This window comes from Yoonia vestfoldensis (genome assembly GCF_002158905.1).
GTDB classification, from domain to species: Bacteria; Pseudomonadota; Alphaproteobacteria; order Rhodobacterales; family Rhodobacteraceae; genus Yoonia; species Yoonia vestfoldensis_B.
The window spans coordinates 67,605-87,528 of sequence record NZ_CP021431.1 but is presented as its reverse complement, the minus strand read 5'-3'; the positions used below and the strand labels follow the sequence as shown (position 1 = coordinate 87,528).

The window sequence follows — 19,924 nt, the reverse complement described above, 5'->3', positions numbered from 1 at the left end:
TCTTACCCGATAGAGACCATTACCAATGAAGGTCAGCAAACCATCTTGAAAGGCCGCAACGCGCGCTTAAGCAGCCGTACACGCATGCGCAGCGAATTTACGCTTCGTCCGCATCTCACCAGTTCGTGGCTGGCGCAGCGAAAGTCAGCGAACGCCGAATGTTCTCAACTTGTTCTTCAAGATGCCCAAATATGCACGTTCGGTCCAGTTAGGCCAATCTCGGCTGGCAGGGTGAAGACCACATGGAAATACTCAACGGGCAGCAAGTCTTCGGCCCGTGCCGCCATCCAGTCGCGCGCAGCAGGTCCCTGACACTTCGGGCAATGCCGGTTCTTGCAGCTATTGTAGGCGATATGCTGGTGATCGCACTTGGTGCAGGCTGCCACATGCCCACCGAGCGCCTCGGTCCGGCAGGCCTCTATCGCTGACATCACCTTAAGCTGGCTCAGGCTGACATGCCCTGCATTGGCCCGCCGCCATGCGGGACCATGCTTGCGGAATATGTCAGCGACCTCCAGCCTTGCGCGCGGCAATCCCCGTCCGTCACTCCGGTCGCTTTTTGCGGGTCTGGAGGTTCAACTGTTTGAGGGCTTCAAACGGACTGGTCGTATCCCGGATCATCTTGGTGGCGACTTTGGTGTACTGGGCTGTGGTCGTCAGCTTGGCATGGCCAAGCAGCACTTGAATGACCCGCACATCGGTACCTGCTTCCAGCAGATGGGTGGCAAAGCTGTGCCGCAGTGTATGCAACGTCGCGGGCTTGTTGATCCCGGCCATGCGTTTAGCCGATGTGAAGGCCCGGTTGAGTTGACGCGGTGAGATCGGATTAATCTTCGGTTTGCCAGGGAACATCCACCCCTCAGGCCGTGCTTCGCACCAATAATCCCGCAACAGGTCGAGCAATCCGGGCAACAGCATCACCTTGCGGTCTTTACGCCCCTTGCCCTGCAGGGCATGGATCAGCATGCGATCACTGTCGATATCGCCGGTGGTGAGGTTACAAACCTCTGAGGCGCGCAGCCCCGCACCATATGAGATACTGAGCGCCGCGCTGTACTTAAGCCCGGGACCAGGTGCGACGGCCAGAAGCTCGGAAACCTCTTCGACGCTGAGCACAGCGGGTAGCTTGCGCGGTTCGGTGCGGAATTGCATGTACTTCTTCACCTCATCACGTCCGCAGGTCATTGAGAAAAAGAAACGCAAGGCAGTGATCCGCGCGTTGTAAACTGAGGGCGTGACCTCGGTATCCGTCATATGAAGCTGATACGCGCGCAGCTCCTCATGCGTGGCCGTATCCGGTGAATGCCCCAGAAACGAAGCAAAATCCTTCACCGCCCGGATATGCGATCGCTGGGATTGGTGCCCCAGCCCCCGAATGCGCATGTCTTCGATCATCCGCTCACGAAGCGGCGTTGTTCTCTCACTGACCATGAAATCCTCCTGTCCGTCGATTGAGAAACCCCAATCGTCAAACAAGTCAGCCAAATCGCAAAATGCGCTGGTCTATCAGATCAAGACCAACACCAGCCACGAGCGCCATTGCCGCGCGAGCGGCTTCGTCCGTGAGCCCACACCGGAAGTGTCAAAAATTCGCTGCGTGCGCACGCAGCACGAGAACCTGCTGCGCCGCCGCGAAATCGTCGCCGCGCCGCAGAGGTGAATGCGGTCATTGGGGCATTTTGCAGCAATTCTGAAGACCTGAATTCACACACTGCGGACAAATCCGCCGTTGGTTGCCGCTGTTCCAATGGCTGGTTTTGGAAGTCACGCCGAAAATCACTGTTACATGAGCAAGAGATTGGCCTGCGGGCGTTTGCCGTGTATTGGATGTCCAAAATAACCGGAGACACCCTCAATGCTAGACCTTTCGCATATTCGCACCGTTCTTTCAGGTCACTATGATCTTACCCCTTCACTCGAATGTGCTTCGGAATTGCAAGATACCTACTCGCGTATGTCGCGCGTCGTGTCGCCGCCAGATTGGGTCACTTATGCGCCCTATGTCAAGGCAATCAACGCTTTAAAAAAAGAGCGCAATGCTGTTATTCTTGGGCACAATTACATGACGCCCGAGATTTTTCATGGCGTGTCTGACTTCGTTGGCGACAGCTTACAGCTTGCGATGAAGGCCAGTGACGTTGATGCGGATGTGATCGTTCAAGCTGGCGTTCACTTCATGGCGGAAACATCGAAAATTCTCAGCCCGCAAAAGACGGTCTTGATGCCCGATATGGATGCCGGATGTTCCTTGGCGGAGAGCATCACGGCGGCTGGTATTGATGAGATGCGTGCTAAATACTCAGGCGCGCCGGTCGTGACCTATGTGAACACAACCGCCGAAGTGAAGGCCGCGTCAGACATTTGTTGCACCTCATCAAATGCGCTGCAAATCGTGAACGCGATGGAAAGCGACACGGTTATTATGACGCCAGATAAATACCTTGCACAAAACGTCGCCAGTCAAAGCCATAAGAACGTGGTATATTGGCCCGGCTCTTGCATCGTTCACGAACAATACACCGCCAAAGACCTGCGCGAATTCCGCGAATGGAATCCGGGCACACGGTTAATTGCGCATCCTGAATGTCCGCCAGACGTTGTGGCAGAGGCAGATTTCTCTGGCTCGACCAGCGGTATTCTTAAGTATGTCACGGACGAAAAGCCCGAAAAGGCAATGCTAATCACCGAATGCTCAATGGCGTCCAATATCGCGGATCGCCTGCCAGAGGTAGACTTTGTTGGCCCTTGCAACATGTGTCCTTATATGAAGAAAATCTCACTTGAGAAAATCTTGTGGGTTCTGCATAGCGGTGAAAACGAAGTGCTCGTAGACCCTACCGTCGCTGAAAAGGCCCGCCAATCCGTGCAAGCGATGATCGACATGTCGCGCAAACTGGGCCTTTGACACAGATGAAAACCATTCAGACCGATCGTATTGTCATTGTCGGCGCAGGGCTTGCTGCGCTTTATGCGGCGCTCAAACTCGCGCCGCGGCCCGTTGTGGTGATCTCTCCCGAGTGTTTGGGGGAAGGGGCGAGTTCGGCTTGGGCGCAAGGTGGCGTTGCCGCGGCGATGAACGTCAATGATAGTGCCCAAAGCCATGCCGCCGATACGATCAAGGCAGGTGACGGAACCGTTGATCCCGTCGTCGCCAATTTGGTCACACAAGAGGCGCGTACCCACATCCTTGATCTGACGGCTCTTGGAACACCCTTTGACCGAGCCGAAAACGGTGACTACGTCATGTCGCGAGAAGCCGCCCATAGCTTTGCCCGTGTCGTCCGCGTCAAAGGAGACCAAGCTGGTGCCGAGATCATGGGCGCATTGATCGAAAAGGTCCGCAAGACCCCGTCAATTCAGATTTTAGAAGGCACCATGGCGCGTGATCTGGAAGTCACGGGTGGGCAGGTTACCGGCATCGCGATTCAATCTTCCGATGACCTGTGCTCTGCCCCTGTGATGCTGCGGGGCAGTGCCGTGTTGCTAGCGGGTGGTGGCTCCGGTGGGCTTTATGCTGTGACGACAAACCCGCCCCGCATTCGTGGGCAGGTGATTGGTATGGCTGCCCGTGCAGGTGCTACGATTGCAGACCCAGAGTTTGTTCAATTCCACCCAACCGCGATGAACGTTGGTGAAGATCCTGCCCCACTGGCAACCGAAGCTCTGCGCGGTGAAGGTGCTATCTTGATCAATAATCAAGGTGAACGGTTCATGCAGGCCTTGCATCCCGATGCTGAGCTTGCGCCGCGTGATGTCGTGGCTCGCGCGATATTTGCCCAATCCCAAGCTGGGCAGCGTCCAATGCTTGATACACGTGATGTCTTGGGCGAGACAATCAAGACAGATTATCCTGCCGTCGCAGAAGCCTGCGCCCGGAACGGAATCGACCCTGCGATGATGCCCATTCCGGTGGCCGCCGCCGCGCATTATCACATGGGAGGGATCGAAACGGGCACCGATGGCCGCGCGTCTTTAGGTAATCTTTGGGTTTGCGGCGAGGCATCTTCAACCGGATTACACGGTGCCAATCGTCTGGCCTCAAACGGCTTGCTTGAGGCCTTGGTCTACGCGCGTATTTGCGCCGAAAGTATAGCAGCAGTAGTGCCAGACGGCACGGCACCTGAGATCAACATCACGTTCGAAGACGGCGGTGCGCCGCCTGATCCTGATGCGGTGACAGAGTTACGCCAAACCATGACAACTTTTGTGGGCGTCGTGCGTGATGCAAATGGCCTCAAGACGGCACTGCGCAAGATCGCTGAGCTTGAGACGACCTTCGGGGCAAGTGTCTCATTTCTAAATATGACGGCGACCGCTACTTTGATCGCGGCCTCAGCACTCACCCGTGAAGAAAGCCGAGGCGCGCATGAACGGTCAGATTTTCCAGATATATTCCCCGGCGACGGCCAACGGTCACGCCTCACGCTAAACGACGCCATGACTATACGGTCCCAAATTTGCGAGGAAGCATCATGAGCTTTTCCTGTGTTCCTGACATGATCCTAGAACCGATGATCCGTAACGCACTCATGGAAGATCTGGGCAGCTACGGCGACGTAACAACCCGCGCAGTGATCCCGGCCGAGACGACATACACAGCATGTCTGAATGCTCGGGCCGACGCCATTGTGTCGGGCATGCAGGTGGCGCGTATTGCATTTCATCTGGTGGATGCAACGCTTGAGATTGAAACTCATGTTGTGGATGGCCAGCCCTGTAAAGCTGGCGACACCCTGATGACCATTAAAGGCAGTGCAGCGTCGATCTTGTCAGGGGAACGGGTGGCCTTAAATTTTGCGGGGCGCTTAACGGGTATTGCAACAAAGACGGCCTCTTTTGTCGCGGAAACCGCAGGCACGGCTGCCCGCGTGACCTGCACCCGCAAAACGACGCCGGGCCTGCGCTTGGTCGAGAAACTAGCGGTGCTCCACGGCGGCGGGTTCAATCACCGTTACTCATTGTCGGACGCAATCTTAATCAAGGATAACCACATCGCGGCAGCGGGTGGTGTGCGGCAAGTGCTTGAAGCCGCCAAGGCTCATGCAAGCCACATGATGGCTGTTGAGATCGAAGTGGACCGATTAGATCAATTGGCAGACGTCCTTGAGGTAGGTGGGGCGTCAGTCGTTCTTCTGGACAATATGAGCACCGAAATGCTGCACGAAGCAATTGAACTTGTTGATGGGCGCATGAAGACGGAAGCAAGCGGAAACGTCACACGCGGTCGTATCGCGTCGATCGCAGCGACGGGCGTTGACTACATCTCATCCGGCGCGTTGACGCATTCGGCAGCTACCGTTGATATTGGTTTGGATTTTTGACGCTTGCGTTGCGCTAGCATTTAGCGATGAATTTCCGGACTTTCAGAATAACGGAGGCAAGTCGGTATCAACGATATGATCACTGAAAATCTGTCATTTGGGCACTTTGCAAGTAGGACGTTTTGGGACTGCCCCTCGGAACAAACTCAACACTCCCTTCACGAGTTTCAATGTCTGCAGCCTCACTTGGCATTGCGAGATTACGTCGTTGACCAGCAACCATGTGGATGCCTTTTGCATCCAGCTTCCTCATTAATGGCCTATTTCTTTTTTTACAGCGGACCTTGCCGTTTTGCGCCTTGATCTTCGAAAGAGATACGATGATGAGTGTCGCAATCCCTAGTTAAAGCGTCGTTAGGAACCCATAAAGTGATAAACTCATTGACCGCACTTTCAAATGTTCCCGCGCAGATCGCACAGGCCCTCCAAAATCACCATGATCTCATTGCCCTGACCGATGTGAATACATCGATACGGTATGGTCAGCTGGCAGATTTTATTGAGCGGCTTCAAACGTATATGCCAACGGCAGCACCGGTTGCAGTCTTCGGGAAACCGTCCGCTGCTTTTGGCGCTGCGGTGACAGCCTGTGTCGTGTTTGGACGCCCCTTTGTACATCTTGATCCTGCGATGCCACATGATGTGTTACGCAATATCATCGACGAGCTTGGGATCGGCGTGATTTTTCACGCCGAGCCGCCCGCGACAGGGCAATTGCCACAAAGCTGCGCCTGCTTTGATGTCGCGGCGCTTGCTCAAAATCTGAATGACCAGCCTGCGCGTCCCGTCGTCGGAGCACAAGTAGCACCAGATGACATCATTTATATCGTGGCGACGTCTGGCACGACTGGGAAACCAAAGTGTATTCCTGTGACACAGACCTCTGCGTTTTTGTCCTATGAATGGCGTGACGCCTATACGCCTTATGGCCCTGATGACCGGGTCGGGTGTTATATCTTTGCGATTTGGGAAATGTTCCGCCCTTTGCGAAAAGGTGCCACCATTTGCTTTGCCCAATTCAACGAACTCATGAGCCCGCTTGATTTGGTAAAATTTTGGCATCGCCACGCCGTGACGGAAATGCTGTTCACCCCATCGGCCTTAGAGAACGCTCTGCAGGCCTTGCCTGCAACGGCCATCACAGGCGTAGCGTTGCAGCGCATCATCCTCAACGGTGAAGTCGTCAGTGATGATCTGATCGCGGCGGTGCATGCAAAGTTGCCGCATGTGAAGCTCTGGAACCTATATAGTATTTGCGAGACCCATGACATTGCGATAACTGATGTCACACAGCGTCAATCCAACAGCGGGCCAGTGTCTGTGGGGGTGCCCATGCCACATCTACGCGCAGTTGTGCTGGATGACAGCGATCAAGTCTGCCCGGAAGGACAGCCGGGATTGTTGCATTTTGAGGGGCCGCAAATGCTGGGGCCGGGCTACATTAACAGACCTGATGAAACAGCGTTGCGATTCCGCAATCTCACGCTTCAAGGTCGCGGCGTGCGGCTCTATGACACCGGTGATCAGGGCTATGTGGATGCGCAAGGAGCCGTGTTTGTCATGGGGCGCATTGCCCATATGCTCAAGCTCCGAGGGCATAGTATTCAGACGCGTGAGTTGGTGGAAACGCTGCGTGCCTATATCGGATTTGGTCAGGCCGTGCCTTGGATCAAAGATATCGCAGGCCGTGGCAAAGCCCTGATCATTTATTATAGCAGTGATGCGGATCAAGCCGCGCAAAATGACCGCAATTGGGCCTTGGGCACAGGCCAAATACGCATACCATCCGCCCTATCCAAAGTCATGCGCAAGGACCTGCCAGCCTATTGCATCCCCAGTTATCTGGTGCGGCTGGACGAGATACCAATCCATGCTGTGTCGGGCAAATGCGATTTCAAATCCTTGCCCGACATCACGTTGGCCCAAATCGATGACCACGCCGCATTGGACGCGCTCCCGACTATCGTGCAATGCGCAAAGGTCATGGGCTGTTCGGTCAGCGACCTTGACCCCGCGTTGTCCCTTCACGCCCAAGGTGGTGATTCATTGATGGCCGTAACCCTGCTGTTGGCACTGGAAGAGATTTACAGCCGAAGCGTGGATTTTGACTTTGCGCTGAATGTGCCGTTGGGACGTTTGCATGACATTCTTGCTAAGACTGAAAGCACGCCAGAGCCCCACACCGCCTTTACCCGCAAGGGGATTTTACTAACGGGAGTCACCGGATTTTTGGGCAGTCGCGTGCTGGCAGCCGCCGCACGTGCCTTACCTGCTGATCAAGTGATCTACTGCGTGATCCGTGAAAAACGCAATGCACCCACAGATCGGTTGTTGCGGATTGCAAAAGACCAAAGTGTGGACCCTGATCGCTTGGTTCTGATTGCCGGTTCTATTGATGAGGCGCGGTTTGGATTGGATGCACCCGGCTATGGCGCGTTGGTCTCCTGTGTAACTTCGGTGATCCATTGTGCGGCGATGGTTAATCTTGCGGTGGATCGCAGACATACGCAGACATGGTCCCAAACGGGTATCACCATTATCTTGCAGTTTTGCGACGATGCGGGCGCGGATTTGCGCTTCACCTCATCGTCTGCGGTGTTCCCTGATACCGGCGGCCCGTACCCAGAGGCCAGAACAACAGTCTTCGATGGGAGTTCTGGCTATGGGGCCGCAAAAATCGAAGCCGAGGCCCAGATTTCAGCGTCAAATGTCCCGGCAGCCATTGTGCGCCTGCCGTCGCTTTACGACCTTGCGGCGCCCAATGCCAAAGACATCTACGAGATCATCATGAAAGCTTGCATGGCCATGAACGCGGTGCCTGAGGGTTTCACATTTCGTATGGTAGATGTGCATGAGGTCGCAAATTTCCTCGTCGGGCTCCCCGCAGGCAAGGGGCAAGCGTTTTACAACTTTGCCCCTGATGCCTTTGTCACACCCGAGATGATCCCGGCAGGGTTTGCAGTGCTCCCGTTGCAAACATGGCTGCGCGACGCGCCTTTGTCAGAGGCAGAGCGCGCCTTGATCGCCTCGGACACCAGCGTGCTGCGTGCGGCGTCTTGTTTTGATCATGGGGCGGCGCAAACGGCATGGGGTCAGATCACCGGAACACCTCTTGCGGCGGCCGCTGACCCACAGGCCTTGGTGGCGCGCCGCTTTACCAGTTCGTCGCAGCGTTCACCTTGATGTCTTCCATGGTGATCGCGCGACCCGCATCACTGGCCAAAAACGCGACAAGATCAGCGATTTCGGACGGCTGGACCAAGGCATTTTGCGGATTTGAGGCCTCATATTTAGCTTGAATTTTGGCGCGAGGCAGACCTGTTTCAGTGGTCTCTTGATCCACAAAGGACTTGAGCATTTCGGTTTCGACCCAAGTTGGGCTGATGCTGACGCAGGTAATGCCATGGGCCGCCCCCTCAAGGCTGACACAGCGGCCTAGCCCCAAAAGTCCGGCCTTAGAGGTGCAATAGGCCACGTTATTTTCCAGCCCTTCATGGGCCGCCGTCGAGGCGAGATTGATGATCCGGCCCCAGCCTTTGGCTTTCATAATTGGCATCACTGCGCGGATCATTTTGAACGTGCCGGTCAAGTTGGTGTCGATATGAGCATCCCACATGTCATCAGGGTGATCGATGACCGCGGACTCTTCGTATACGCCCGCCGTGTTGAGCAAGATATCAACCGTGCCATGGGCCGCGACAACCGCCGACACAAAACCCGCAACGCTGTCGCTGTCGCGCACGTCTAGCTTGGCGACAAACACCACGACGCCCAGTTTGGCATGTAGCGCGGCTACTGCATCGGCATCATCGCCGCGCCGCGCGCCGATACAAACAGTCACGCCATCAGCGATCAACCGCTTGGCACTTGCCAGACCCATCCCTGACAAACCACCCGTGATAATCGCTACTTTGGCCATGTGTTAACTGCTTTCCATTCTTGGATATTTGATGGGGGCATTATGCCCGAATGACATCTTGATGTTCAATTGGAGTTTTCGAAGAAATCTACAGATGCGCGCTTGATGCTTGAAGGAGCAGGCCACCAAACGCGTCTAGCCTTCTCTATATCCCGAAAATCGGTTGTTTGGGCTCATCACTGCCATTCGCAACGCTGCGGTTCAGCGCGATCACGCCACCCTGAGAGCGGCCATTTACCTTTCTTGATCGAATTCGACCGTCGACACTGTGTCGATGCCTTGGGTTGGAGGGATGGATGGAGGAAAACTCATGTCCAGAATCCAACTTCCTGCCGTCAAGTCTAAATGCCGACCCTGGAACAAGGGGCGGCTGATTGGTCAAAAGCGCCTATTGCTGCCCAAGCAGGTCTGGGCCATTCGTGCTCGGCTTGAACTCGCAGGAAGTTTCAGAGATTTGGCGCCGTTCAACCTCGCGATTGATAGCAAATTACGGGGCTGCGATCTTGTCCGACTGACAGTCACTGATCTCGTCTCCAACGATAGGGTTCGCGAACGTGTTTCGGTCATCCAGAGTGAAACCAATCGGCCAGTACAGTTCGAAGTCTCTGAAAGCACGCGCGATTCTCTGTGGAATTGGGTTTGCAGTCCGGAAATGCTCGGGTGCAGTTTCCTGTTTCCGAGCCGTTTCCATGATCGGCCACACGTGTCGACACGGCAGTATGGTCGTCTGGTTCGGAATTGGGTCTCAGCGATTGGTCTCGATCCGAGTGGATACGGTACGCATTCGATGCGGCGCACGAAGGCGGCGTCGATCTACCGTAAAATTGGCAACCTCCGCGCGGTCCAACTTCTGCTTGGACACACCAAAGTTGACAGTACAGTGCGATATCTCGGTGTCGAACTTGAAGATGCGCTGAGCATCGCCGAGAAGATCGACATTTGATGCGTGGTAGAACGGCTTTATGCTGTTCGCCTTCCCGGGCCGGTTATGTATCAAGGCGGGGTATGTGGCGGCATTGAATCCATAGTTCCGGACGCTTTACTGCAATCAATTTGAAGCGAAGCGCGGTAAGCAGACTCCGCGAGTTGCGGAGACGCGCTCCACAGCCGACGCAAGAGCGTGTGGCTGCCAATCGTCTTCACATTCCAGAATGTGGTTGATAAAGATGCGGTGTCTGGAAAGCCCAGACACCGGTCGCAGCCTACCCGGTTTAGAAAACAAGGATATGACATGAAAACGATTGTAATCTGCTCAGGCGGTCTCGATTCTGTTTCGCTTGCCCATAAAGTGGCCGACGAAAACGACCTCATTGGCCTCGTCTCGTTTGACTACGGCCAGCGGCACAAGAAAGAAGTCGAATTTGCAGCGCGCTGTGCGGACCGGCTGGGCGTGCCGCATGATCTGATCGACATGCGCCATATTGGCCAACATCTTAGCGGGTCGGCGTTGACGGATGATGTTGATGTGCCGGACGGGCATTATGCGGAGGACAGCATGAAGATTACGGTTGTTCCCAACCGCAATGCGATCATGCTGGCCATTGCCTTCGGGATTGGTGCGGCTAAGGGGGCGGACGCAGTGGCGGCGGCGGTGCATGGGGGCGATCATTTCATTTATCCAGATTGCCGCCCCGAGTTCATCGACGCCTTCGAAGCCATGCAGAAACACGCGCTGGATGGGTACGCCGCGATCCGGCTTTACACGCCATTCGTGCACATCCCGAAATCCGCCATCGTGATCGAAGGCGCGGCCCACGGCACACCCTTTGGCGACACATGGTCCTGCTACAAAGGCGGTGAAAAACATTGTGGGCGGTGCGGCACCTGCGTTGAGCGCCAAGAGGCATTTGCCTTGGCAGAGGTTATTGACCCGACCGAATACGACGACCCTGACTTCTGGAAGACCACTGTCGAAAAGGGGCAATTGTAATGTTCAGAATTACTAAAGAATTCCATTTTTCGGCTTCCCATCAGCTGTGCCATCTACATCAGGATCATCCCTGTGCGCGGCTGCACGGGCACAATTACATCGTCGTGGTTGAATTGGCGTGTGACACCCTCGACGAGGACGGGTTCGTGTTGGATTACAACGCGCTTGCCCCGCTAAAACGCTACATCGACGACGAGATGGACCACCGCCATCTGAACGAGGTGTTTGGCCACGACAAGGTGACATCGGAATGGATGGCGCAGATGTTGTATGACTGGTGCAAGGCGCGCTGGGACCAGACCAGCGCCGTTAAGGTCAGCGAGACGCCCAAGACCTGGGCGGAATACCGGCCATGACCGCATTACGCATCGCCGAAATTTTCGGCCCCACCATTCAGGGCGAAGGCGCGTTGATCGGCGCGCCGACGGTCTTTGTTCGGGCCGGTGGCTGTGATTATCGGTGCAGCTGGTGTGACAGCCTGCACGCCGTTGACAGCGAATACCGCCACGACTGGGCCAAAATGACAACCGACGACATTTGGGCCAAGGTTTGGGATCTGTCGGGCGGCACACCTTTGACCGTGTCCCTCTCGGGCGGCAACCCTGCAATCCAGAACTTTGGTCCGTTGATGAGTATGGGCCACGCGCAGGGGTACAAGTTTGCACTGGAAACGCAGGGGTCGGTTGCGCAGGACTGGTTTGAGAACCTCGATCTTCTGGTGCTCAGCCCCAAACCGCCCTCATCGGGTGAAACCGTGGACTGGGACAAGTTTGACGATTGCCTCGCGCAGGCCAAAACCGCGCGGACAGTCCTGAAGATCGTTATATTCGACGAGGTCGATTATAATTGGGCCCGCGACGTGGCCGGCCGCTACGCCGCCCTGCCTCTTTATCTTCAGCCGGGCAATCATACCCCACCGCCGCCAGATGCGCAGGACGCCGTCATCGACATAGATGGTATCATCGACCGCATGCAGTGGCTGGTCGACAAAACACTGGGTGACCGCTGGTTCACCCCCCATATTCTGCCGCAGCTTCATACCCTGATCTGGGGCAACAAGCGCGGCGTGTGAGACAAGGAACTGATTATGTCAAACGAAGATATCTACAAAAACCTCACCATGTTGGGCGGCCAAACCACGCTGCCGAAAACCCCGGAAGAGGCTGTGCTGGAACGGGTCCCGAACCCGCAGGCGGGGACCGATTACGCCGTGCGCTTTACCGCGCCAGAGTTCACCTCGCTTTGCCCCATGACCGGCCAGCCGGATTTTGCCCATATCGTGCTGGATTATGTACCAGGCGACTGGTTGGTGGAAAGCAAATCACTGAAGCTGTTTTTGGGCTCGTTCCGAAACCACGGCGCGTTTCATGAAGACTGCACCGTGACGATCGGCAAGCGCCTGATTGAGTCATTAGCGCCGAAATGGCTGCGCGTGGGCGGCTATTGGTATCCGCGCGGCGGCATCCCGATTGATGTCTTTTTCCAGACCGGCGCGCAACCCAGCGGCGTCTGGATTCCTGATCAAGGTGTCCCGACCTATCGCGGGCGTGGGTAAGACGGCCTTACGGGTCGCCTTGCCATTTCCCATCAAAGATCAGCTCTTCAAGCGGCGTGCGCCGGTTCCAGCCTTTGACCTCAAGTTCGGGGCGTTCATAAAGCTGCTCGACATAGCCGAGACACAGGTAACCGACGATCTCGATCCGGTCAGGGATATCGAGAAGCGCCCTAACGTCAGCGTCATGAAAAATGCTGACCCAGCCCATTCCGATCCCTTCGGCCCGTGCAGCAAGCCAAAGGTTCTGGATCGCGCAGACCGTGCTGTATAGGTCCATGTTCGGATTGTGCGTGCGGCCCAGCACCACCTCGCCGCCGCGCGAGCGGTCGCAGGTCACACAGATGTTTACCGGTGCCTTGCGGATGCCTTCCAGCTTTAGGGATCGGTACGTGGACTGGCGTTCACCGCTAAACATGCCAGCGGCTTCCTCGTTCGCCGTATTAAACGCCCGCCACATGCGTTCGCGATCTTGCGGCGCACGGAGGACGATGAAATTCCACGGCTGCATAAACCCGACCGAGGGCGCATGGTGCGCCGCATCAAGCAACTTGTGCAGAACTTCGTCCGGAATCGGATCTGGCAAAAACTGATCGCGCACATCGCGGCGGGTATAAATGGCTTTGTAAACGGCGTCGCGTTCGGCTTTAGAAAAGGGCGCGGCCTGCGCCAGCGCGGACGTATTTGGCATTGTTTTATCCCCAACAATACTTGTAATCGCCCGCCCCACCGTCCGCGTGGAACAGGCTATGCTGTCTGGCCGGTCTTCTGACTTAGGGTCTTCTGATCTGAGCGCCTTCCCGGATTGCTCCAGTGGCATAAACAAAGATCATCACCTTCACAGCGTTGGGCACGTGCCGGACTTTCACCAGCTTCCCGATTCTCCCCAATTCGGGGCACCAGACACGACCAAAGGCACATGGATCAGCACCAGACACAAGGCTGAAATTATGCGTCGCAAGGCGTGGGCCTTGTGAATTGGGCCTCTGCGGTCAGGGCAACTGGCCAGCCGAAATCCACATTTTCGTATAGTCAAACGCATCCCGGCACGCATCAACAAGCTGTCGATGTGCCCCTAAACGGCACGCTATGGCGGTCGCAAGGGTACATCCGGTGCCGCGGCGCGTCATTGGCTGCCGCTTGCCCGTAAATAGGTGATGTCCGCCGGCATCAAACAGGTGATCCGTGCACTCATGGTCCTGTGAATGTCCCCCTTTCATCAACACTGCGTTGACACCGCGAGCGCGCAACGCCCGTGCCTGGTCCGCAATGTCGTCATCGTCAGTGGCCGGACGACGGTTAAGCAACGCCGCTGCCTCATTCAGGTTTGGCGTCAAAAGCGTTGCAATTTTTGTAAGCGGGCTAACCCCCCCCCCAGCATAAAGAGCCGCGCCAGAACTTGCGTGCAACACCGGGTCCAAAACAATCGGGATCCGATAGTTCATCAACACACTTGCGACGGCACGCGCACATTCACGGGTCCCCACCATTCCGATCTTAACTGCATCCGGTGGATCACCGACAAAAGCAGTTTTCAGTTGCGCAACAACGATCTCCGGCGGGACCAGATGAACAACCTGAACGGCCTGATCTGTTTGCGCGGTAACCGCTGTCACAATCGGCAGAGGCACGCAGTCAAAATCAAATGTCACGGCCCCATCCCGCATCAATCCTGCGCCGCCGCTGCTGTCCGTTCCACCAATCAAAAGCACGCGCGTCATTCGCAGCACCTTATTGCAAGCAAGGCTGTATTTGTGATCCCGTTTTCATTGAGGATTGATGCCGCGCGCCACGCCCGTACCCCCGTTGCACAACACAAAACCACGCGGCGTCCGGCCCGCGGCACAAAATCAGGGATCGTTTCAACGCTCCATCTTTCGGCCTGCGACGTGATGGTATCCCGCGCCTCTTCTTCGGTACGCAATTCGATTACGTGGTCATCGCCGCAAATGTCCGCACGCCCCACGAACGAAGGCCGATGTTGCGGTTCCGGCGTACCGGCAAAACAAAAGCCCCCAAAATGCCACGTAGACGCGTCAAACGTCACGATCCGCCCAAGCGGGCTGGGCGCGTGGCCCAGTATGATTTGAAGCACCATTTGCGCCTGCACCGTGCCGATCATGCCCACGACCGGCCCCATCACACCAGCCGTGGCGCATGTGCCCGCGCGCGCTGGCAAATCAGGGAAAATGGCGCGAACTGACGGCGCAGGCCCGCAAAACCCGCCCGCATAACCGGATTGGCCAAGGACACTGGCGGAAATCAGGGGCACACCGGCAATTTTGCAGGCATCCGACAGCGTATAAGTCACGGCAAAACTGTCAGCCGCATCAACGACCACGTCTGCATCGTTCACCAGTGCCGCCGCATTACCGGGGTAAAGTGACGTCATATGTGTCTGTAATGACGATGCGGGATTGGCATCCAACAGGTGATCACGGGCGGCCAACACCTTGGGCCGTCCCACATCCGACATCGTATAAAGCGGTTGGCGGTGCAAATTGCTTTCTTCGACGATATCAGGATCCAGCACCGTAATCTGCCCGACCCCTGCCCCGACAAGATATTGCAACACGGGGCAGCCCAGCCCGCCTGCCCCCACCACCAGAACACGGGCGCGGCTTAGCTTTGATTGCCCCTCAGTCCCGATTTCAGGCAGGATTATTTGACGCGCATACCGGTTCATGACGCACACGCCGTCAGCCATGTTCTGGTCCGCGCTTCGGGATCATCTGCCATCTGGATGTCCGTCACCACTGCCGCGCTGTCAGCCCCTGCTGCAAACACGCCCGGCAATCGATCCGGCGTAAGCCCGCCAATGGCGACCACGGGCGTTTGACCAGCGATTTTTTTCCACTGCGCCACCCGTTCTAGCCCCTGTGGCCCCCATTTCATTTTCTTTAACAGCGTCGGATAGACCGGCCCAAGTGCGACATAAGCCGGATCGTGCGACAGCGCGCGATCCAATTCCGCCTCATCGTGGGTCGACAGCCCAACGCGAACCCCGGCTGTTCGCAAGGCCACGAAATCCGCGGTTTGCATATCCTCTTGCCCCAAATGCACAAAACGACAGCGCAAATCGATGGCGGCGCGCCAATGATCATTCACAACCAGTTGCGCACCGTGCACGGCACAAAAATCGCGGGCCCGCGTTATCTGGCGGCGGATTTCGGTGTCAGGTTGATCCTTGATCCGCAACTGCACAAGCTTCACCCCGAGAGGCACCAACAATTCCAGGCGGGCAACATGACTGACAATTAGATAAAACCGTTCCATCATGCCAATTTCGCCAGCCCCATGATGGGCGTTGATGGCACGGCCATGTCGCGTGGCTCCATCAGGTCGGCGGCAAAGCCCGCGCGCCCGGCTTCAATCGCCAAGGCCATGGCATGCGCCATTTTTGCCGGTTCACCCGCCTTGGCCACGGCCGTGTTCAACAAAACCGCATCCATGCCAAGTTCCATCGCATGGGCGGCGTCCGATGGCCGCCCGATCCCTGCATCCACGATTAACGGAATGTCCGGAAAATGGGCGCGCATGCTGCGCAGTGCATCCGGCGTGCGCAAACCTTGGCCCGACCCAATCGGCGCCCCCCACGGCATCAAAACCTCACAGCCAGCCTCAATCAGCTTTTCACCCACCACAAGATCGTCCGTCGTGTAGGGGAAAACTTTGAACCCGTCGCCGCAAAGCACGCGCGCGGCCTCGACCAGCGCGAAAACGTCCGGCTGCAACGTGTCTGCATGACCGATCACCTCCAGCTTGATCCAGTCCGTTCCAAAAACCTCACGCGCCATATGCGCGGTCGTCACGGCCTCTTGTACGCAATAACATCCGGCGGTGTTGGGCAGGATGTGCATATTTAGGGCGCGCAAACCGGCCCAAAACCCTGCCCCCGACCCATCAACAGTTTCCCGTCGCAGCGAAACGGTGATGATTTCCGTACCACTGGCGGTGATTGCATCCCGAAGGATCGAGGGCGACGGGTATTGCGCGGTGCCCAGCAAAAGCCGGGAGGTGATTTCAATGCCATAAAGCTGCATTTCAGCCTCCCTGCATCGGAGCGAGGACTTCGAGGCGGTCACCTTCGTTTATCTGCGTCATTTCGCGGGCGTCGCGTGGGATAAACATGCCATTCAGCGCGGTGGCGATGGCAGGGTTTGAATACCCAAGTTCATCAAGTGCGGACGCAAACGTCAAAGCCGAAACGTCATGCTGTTGTGCGTTGAGTATAATTTTCATTACGAACCTCCGGTATAAGAATATCAGCCACGTTCAGCGCCATCGCAGGGGCAAGCAGAAAGCCGTGGCGGTAAAGGCCATTCAGATAAAGCCTGTCGTTTAGCTGCACGATCCGCGGCAAATTATCGGGAAAAGCCGGGCGTAGACCCGCGCCAATTTCGATCACCGCAGCCTCGGCCAAACAGGGATGCAGGGCGTACGCCGCTGACAATAATTCCGTCAGCGATCGCACCGTTGGCGGGCGCGTGGATGAACTTTCGATCATCGTCGCGCCGATCATATAAACCCCGTCTCCGCGCGGCACAAGGTAGAGGGGGATGCGCGGATGTAACAGCCGGATGGTGCGCGAAATGTGCAGATCAGGGCAGTGCAGGATCGCCATTTCGCCGCGCACGGGGCGTAGATCGGGCAGATCGGCCGCGATGCCGGTGCAATCGAGATCAACCTTTGCGGGTGCATGTGTGTCGAACGAAAACGCGACCCCCAATGCCCGCGCGACACGGTATAAATCGCGCAGCGCTTGGCGCGGATCAAGATGCGCCTCACGCTGAAAATAAAGCCCCGACGAAAAGCGGCCCGCCAGCGCAGGTTCCAGTTCCGCGATGTCACCCGCAGGGATTGTGCGGTGACCAGTGGTGCGTCTGGCAAATCGCGTCAGTTCGCCCCGGTCGCGCGGCGGGGCAAGCACAAGTGTTCCGCGCCGCGTGACCGGCGTGATTTGTGCCCACCAATCCGCCGCCATTGCCCCAAGTTTTACAACCTGCTGATCCGCCGTTTCACCCTCGCACCAAGGCGCAAGCATGCCACCCGCAAACCGCGCAACGCTGTGCGACCCCGGTTTATCGCCGACGTCAAACACCCGCACCTCTGCCCCGCGCCGTGCCAGTTCAAGAGCAGAGGCCAATCCGGCAAGACCGGCCCCCGCGATGGTGATCATGCGTCAGTCTCATCATCTACCGGCACATAAAGGTCACCACCGTTGCGAAATTTTGCGGCCATCGCCTCCATTCCGTCTTTCTGGGCCTCGGCGCGAATGTCATGGCTGATCCGCATCGAGCAGAATTTCGGCCCGCACATGGAACAAAAATGCGCCACCTTGTGCGCCTCTTTCGGGAGGGTTTGATCATGAAAATCACGCGCAGTTTCCGGATCCAGCGACAGGTTGAACTGATCCTCCCACCGAAATTCAAACCGGGCACGAGACAAGGCATCATCGCGGCGTTGTGCACCGGGCATCCCTTTGGCCAAATCGGCGGCGTGGGCGGCAATTTTATAAGTGATCACGCCGATTTTCACGTCGTCACGATCCGGCAGGCCAAGATGTTCTTTTGGTGTCACGTAACACAGCATCGCACAGCCGAACCAACCGATCATCGCAGCCCCGATGCCGGATGTGATGTGATCATACCCCGGCGCGATATCGGTCGTTAGTGGCCCAAGTGTGTAAAACGGCGCCTCGTGGCAACACTCAAGCTGCTTGTCCATGTTTTCTTTAATCTTGTGCATGGCGACATGGCCTGGCCCTTCGATCATCACCTGACAATCCTTGGCCCAAGCGATTTTCGTCAACACGCCCAGTGTTTCCAGTTCGGCAAATTGGGCCTCGTCGTTGGCATCGGCAATCGACCCCGGTCGCAGGCCATCGCCAAGGCTGAACGAGACATCATAGGCGCGGCAAATATCGCAAATTTCGGCGAAATGCGTGTACAGAAAGCTTTCTTTGTGGTGATGCAGGCACCACTTGGCCATGATCGATCCGCCGCGCGACACGATTCCTGTCACGCGGCCCACCGTCATTGGCACCATATGCAACCGTACGCCCGCATGAATGGTAAAGTAATCGACGCCCTGTTCGGCCTGTTCAATTAACGTGTCGCGAAAAACCTCCCACGTCAGATCCTCGGCAACGCCGTTTACTTTTTCCAGCGCTTGATAGATCGGCACGGTCCCGATGGGCACGGGACTGTTGCGGATGATCCATTCGCGGGTGTTGTGAATGTTGCGCCCCGTCGACAGGTCCATGACCGTATCGGCGCCCCAGCGGATCGCCCAGACAAGTTTATCCACCTCTTCTTCCATCGACGACGTGACGGCGGACGTGCCCATATTGGCATTGATCTTAACCAGAAAATTGCGCCCGATGATCATCGGTTCGATCTCTGGGTGGTTGATGTTGGCGGGGATAATCGCCCGCCCTGCGGCGATTTCGTCGCGCACAAATTCGGGCGTGACATAATCCGGGATGTTTGCGCCAAAGTCATTGCCGTCACGCGGCCCGGAGATCGGTTCACGCAGCTGGTTTTCGCGAATGGCCACAAACTCCATTTCGGGGGTAACAATACCAGCGCGCGCATAGGCCAGCTGCGTCACCGCTTTGCCCTCTTTTGCGCGATAGGCCCGTGGTTTTACCGGAAATTCTGGGGTCAGGCGATCCCCCTTCACAAACCCATTATCGGCGTCCTGCGTGTTGCGCCCCTGATAGGGTTCAACATCGCCACGCCCGATGATCCAGTCTTGGCGCACTCCGGGCAGGCCCTGTCTAATGTCTGGCAGACTGTTGGAATCCGTATATGGGCCAGAACTGTCGTACACTGGCAGGGGCGGCTCACCTGCGGTCGGGTGAACCGAAATTTCGCGCAGGGGCACGCGGATCTCGGGATATAGATTGCCGTTCACATAGATTTTGCGCGATGAAGGCAATTCACCCGTGGTTATTTTAGGATTTGGAATAGTCATGGCGTGCTCCTCAAGTTGATAACTCAAAAAGACACAGACGATTTTTGGCTTGGAAACGGGGGCATGCCCCCTGTCTGGCCGCGCCCCCAACTCGGGAAAAGCGACCATTGCTTCCTACGCCAGTATCAACTGGGTCAGGTTCAAAGGGTCGCGACACTACAGCAATGCTGTCAGTCGCCTCTCAGTCCCTCAGTTGGGACTCCCCTGCGTGAAACTTACGTATC

Annotated in this window: 20 protein-coding genes, 1 pseudogene and 2 riboswitches; of the genes and pseudogenes, 10 read left to right on the top strand and 11 right to left on the bottom strand. The window is 56.6% G+C overall.

Features of this window, described 5'->3' with window-relative positions; translation table 11 throughout:
- Nucleotides 1-215: 215 nt before the first annotated feature.
- Nucleotides 216-533: pseudogene (locus LOKVESSMR4R_RS00415) on the bottom strand (IS91 family transposase); the annotation flags it as partial.
- A 10-nt stretch (nucleotides 534-543) separates the two neighbouring features.
- A complete protein-coding gene (locus tag LOKVESSMR4R_RS00410; RefSeq protein ID WP_087205722.1) occupies nucleotides 544-1,431 on the bottom strand; it encodes a tyrosine-type recombinase/integrase in 888 nt (295 codons plus the stop codon).
- Here LOKVESSMR4R_RS00410 and LOKVESSMR4R_RS00405 point away from each other — a divergent pair.
- The 5 genes from LOKVESSMR4R_RS00405 to LOKVESSMR4R_RS00385 all read left to right on the top strand — a co-directional run bounded on the left by LOKVESSMR4R_RS00405 (nucleotide 1,430) and on the right by LOKVESSMR4R_RS00385 (nucleotide 8,504).
- Entirely contained in the window at nucleotides 1,430-1,660 is a 231-nt protein-coding gene (locus LOKVESSMR4R_RS00405) for a hypothetical protein (RefSeq protein WP_087205721.1), read from the top strand. The genes LOKVESSMR4R_RS00410 and LOKVESSMR4R_RS00405 overlap by 2 nt on opposite strands.
- A gap of 195 nt (nucleotides 1,661-1,855) precedes the next feature.
- Entirely contained in the window at nucleotides 1,856-2,905 is a 1,050-nt protein-coding gene (gene nadA, locus LOKVESSMR4R_RS00400; RefSeq protein ID WP_087205719.1) for a quinolinate synthase NadA, read from the top strand.
- Nucleotides 2,906-2,910: 5 nt separating this feature from the next.
- Entirely contained in the window at nucleotides 2,911-4,476 is a 1,566-nt protein-coding gene (locus tag LOKVESSMR4R_RS00395; protein ID WP_087205717.1) for an L-aspartate oxidase, read from the top strand.
- A complete protein-coding gene (gene nadC, locus LOKVESSMR4R_RS00390; protein WP_087205715.1) occupies nucleotides 4,473-5,321 on the top strand; it encodes a carboxylating nicotinate-nucleotide diphosphorylase in 849 nt (282 codons plus the stop codon). The genes LOKVESSMR4R_RS00395 and nadC overlap by 4 nt, the downstream gene beginning before the upstream one ends.
- A gap of 381 nt (nucleotides 5,322-5,702) precedes the next feature.
- Nucleotides 5,703-8,504 (top strand): AMP-binding protein, encoded by a 2,802-nt coding sequence (locus LOKVESSMR4R_RS00385; RefSeq protein WP_087205713.1) that lies wholly within the window; start codon nucleotides 5,703-5,705, stop codon nucleotides 8,502-8,504.
- Here the strand turns inward: LOKVESSMR4R_RS00385 and LOKVESSMR4R_RS00380 are convergent.
- On the bottom strand, nucleotides 8,476-9,240 hold the full coding sequence (locus LOKVESSMR4R_RS00380) for an SDR family NAD(P)-dependent oxidoreductase (protein WP_087205710.1): 765 nt from the start codon (nucleotides 9,238-9,240) through the stop codon (nucleotides 8,476-8,478). The two genes, LOKVESSMR4R_RS00385 and LOKVESSMR4R_RS00380, sit on opposite strands and share 29 nt — an antisense overlap.
- A 310-nt stretch (nucleotides 9,241-9,550) precedes the next feature.
- On the opposite strand from LOKVESSMR4R_RS00380, the gene LOKVESSMR4R_RS00375 reads away from it, so the two are divergent.
- The 5 genes from LOKVESSMR4R_RS00375 (at nucleotide 9,551) to queF (ending at nucleotide 12,725) form a co-directional block, all read left to right on the top strand.
- Complete coding sequence (locus LOKVESSMR4R_RS00375; protein ID WP_087212278.1) at nucleotides 9,551-10,183, top strand: tyrosine-type recombinase/integrase; 633 nt, start codon at nucleotides 9,551-9,553, stop codon at nucleotides 10,181-10,183.
- Nucleotides 10,184-10,471: 288 nt separating this feature from the next.
- On the top strand, nucleotides 10,472-11,170 hold the full coding sequence (gene queC / locus LOKVESSMR4R_RS00370) for a 7-cyano-7-deazaguanine synthase QueC (RefSeq protein ID WP_087205709.1): 699 nt from the start codon (nucleotides 10,472-10,474) through the stop codon (nucleotides 11,168-11,170).
- Complete coding sequence (gene queD / locus LOKVESSMR4R_RS00365) at nucleotides 11,170-11,526, top strand: 6-carboxytetrahydropterin synthase QueD (protein WP_087205707.1); 357 nt, start codon at nucleotides 11,170-11,172, stop codon at nucleotides 11,524-11,526. Before queC ends, queD begins: the two co-directional genes overlap by 1 nt.
- Nucleotides 11,523-12,242, top strand: a complete 720-nt coding sequence (gene queE / locus LOKVESSMR4R_RS00360; protein WP_087205705.1) for a 7-carboxy-7-deazaguanine synthase QueE — start codon at nucleotides 11,523-11,525, stop codon at nucleotides 12,240-12,242. Before queD ends, queE begins: the two co-directional genes overlap by 4 nt.
- Nucleotides 12,243-12,257: 15 nt before the next feature.
- Nucleotides 12,258-12,725, top strand: coding sequence for a preQ(1) synthase (gene queF, locus LOKVESSMR4R_RS00355; protein WP_087205703.1), 468 nt, complete (start codon nucleotides 12,258-12,260; stop codon nucleotides 12,723-12,725).
- Between the two features lie 7 nt (nucleotides 12,726-12,732).
- On the opposite strand, the gene bluB is transcribed toward queF, so the two are convergent.
- The 8 genes from bluB to thiC all read right to left on the bottom strand — a co-directional run bounded on the left by bluB (nucleotide 12,733) and on the right by thiC (nucleotide 19,700).
- Nucleotides 12,733-13,413, bottom strand: coding sequence for a 5,6-dimethylbenzimidazole synthase (gene bluB / locus LOKVESSMR4R_RS00350; protein WP_087205701.1), 681 nt, complete (start codon nucleotides 13,411-13,413; stop codon nucleotides 12,733-12,735).
- A gap of 49 nt (nucleotides 13,414-13,462) precedes the next feature.
- Nucleotides 13,463-13,641, bottom strand: a riboswitch (cobalamin riboswitch).
- A gap of 73 nt (nucleotides 13,642-13,714) precedes the next feature.
- Nucleotides 13,715-14,443, bottom strand: a complete 729-nt coding sequence (gene thiD / locus LOKVESSMR4R_RS00345; RefSeq protein WP_087205698.1) for a bifunctional hydroxymethylpyrimidine kinase/phosphomethylpyrimidine kinase — start codon at nucleotides 14,441-14,443, stop codon at nucleotides 13,715-13,717.
- Nucleotides 14,440-15,429, bottom strand: coding sequence for a ThiF family adenylyltransferase (locus LOKVESSMR4R_RS00340; protein ID WP_237331864.1), 990 nt, complete (start codon nucleotides 15,427-15,429; stop codon nucleotides 14,440-14,442). Before LOKVESSMR4R_RS00340 ends, thiD begins: the two co-directional genes overlap by 4 nt.
- A complete protein-coding gene (locus LOKVESSMR4R_RS00335; RefSeq protein WP_087212275.1) occupies nucleotides 15,405-15,998 on the bottom strand; it encodes a thiamine phosphate synthase in 594 nt (197 codons plus the stop codon). The genes LOKVESSMR4R_RS00340 and LOKVESSMR4R_RS00335 overlap by 25 nt, the downstream gene beginning before the upstream one ends.
- Complete coding sequence (locus LOKVESSMR4R_RS00330; protein ID WP_087205694.1) at nucleotides 15,998-16,765, bottom strand: thiazole synthase; 768 nt, start codon at nucleotides 16,763-16,765, stop codon at nucleotides 15,998-16,000. The genes LOKVESSMR4R_RS00335 and LOKVESSMR4R_RS00330 overlap by 1 nt, the downstream gene beginning before the upstream one ends.
- Before the next feature lies 1 nt (nucleotide 16,766).
- The gene (gene thiS, locus LOKVESSMR4R_RS00325) at nucleotides 16,767-16,964 is read right to left on the bottom strand and encodes a sulfur carrier protein ThiS (RefSeq protein WP_087205692.1); all 198 of its coding nucleotides are present in this window, start codon (nucleotides 16,962-16,964) and stop codon (nucleotides 16,767-16,769) included.
- Nucleotides 16,933-17,901, bottom strand: a complete 969-nt coding sequence (locus tag LOKVESSMR4R_RS00320) for an FAD-dependent oxidoreductase (protein ID WP_087205689.1) — start codon at nucleotides 17,899-17,901, stop codon at nucleotides 16,933-16,935. The genes thiS and LOKVESSMR4R_RS00320 overlap by 32 nt, the downstream gene beginning before the upstream one ends.
- Nucleotides 17,898-19,700: a phosphomethylpyrimidine synthase ThiC gene (gene thiC / locus LOKVESSMR4R_RS00315; RefSeq protein ID WP_087205687.1), complete on the bottom strand. Its 1,803-nt coding sequence runs from the start codon at nucleotides 19,698-19,700 to the stop codon at nucleotides 17,898-17,900. The genes LOKVESSMR4R_RS00320 and thiC overlap by 4 nt, the downstream gene beginning before the upstream one ends.
- A 94-nt stretch (nucleotides 19,701-19,794) precedes the next feature.
- A riboswitch (TPP riboswitch) is annotated at nucleotides 19,795-19,916 on the bottom strand.
- Between the last annotated feature and the right edge of the window lie 8 nt (nucleotides 19,917-19,924).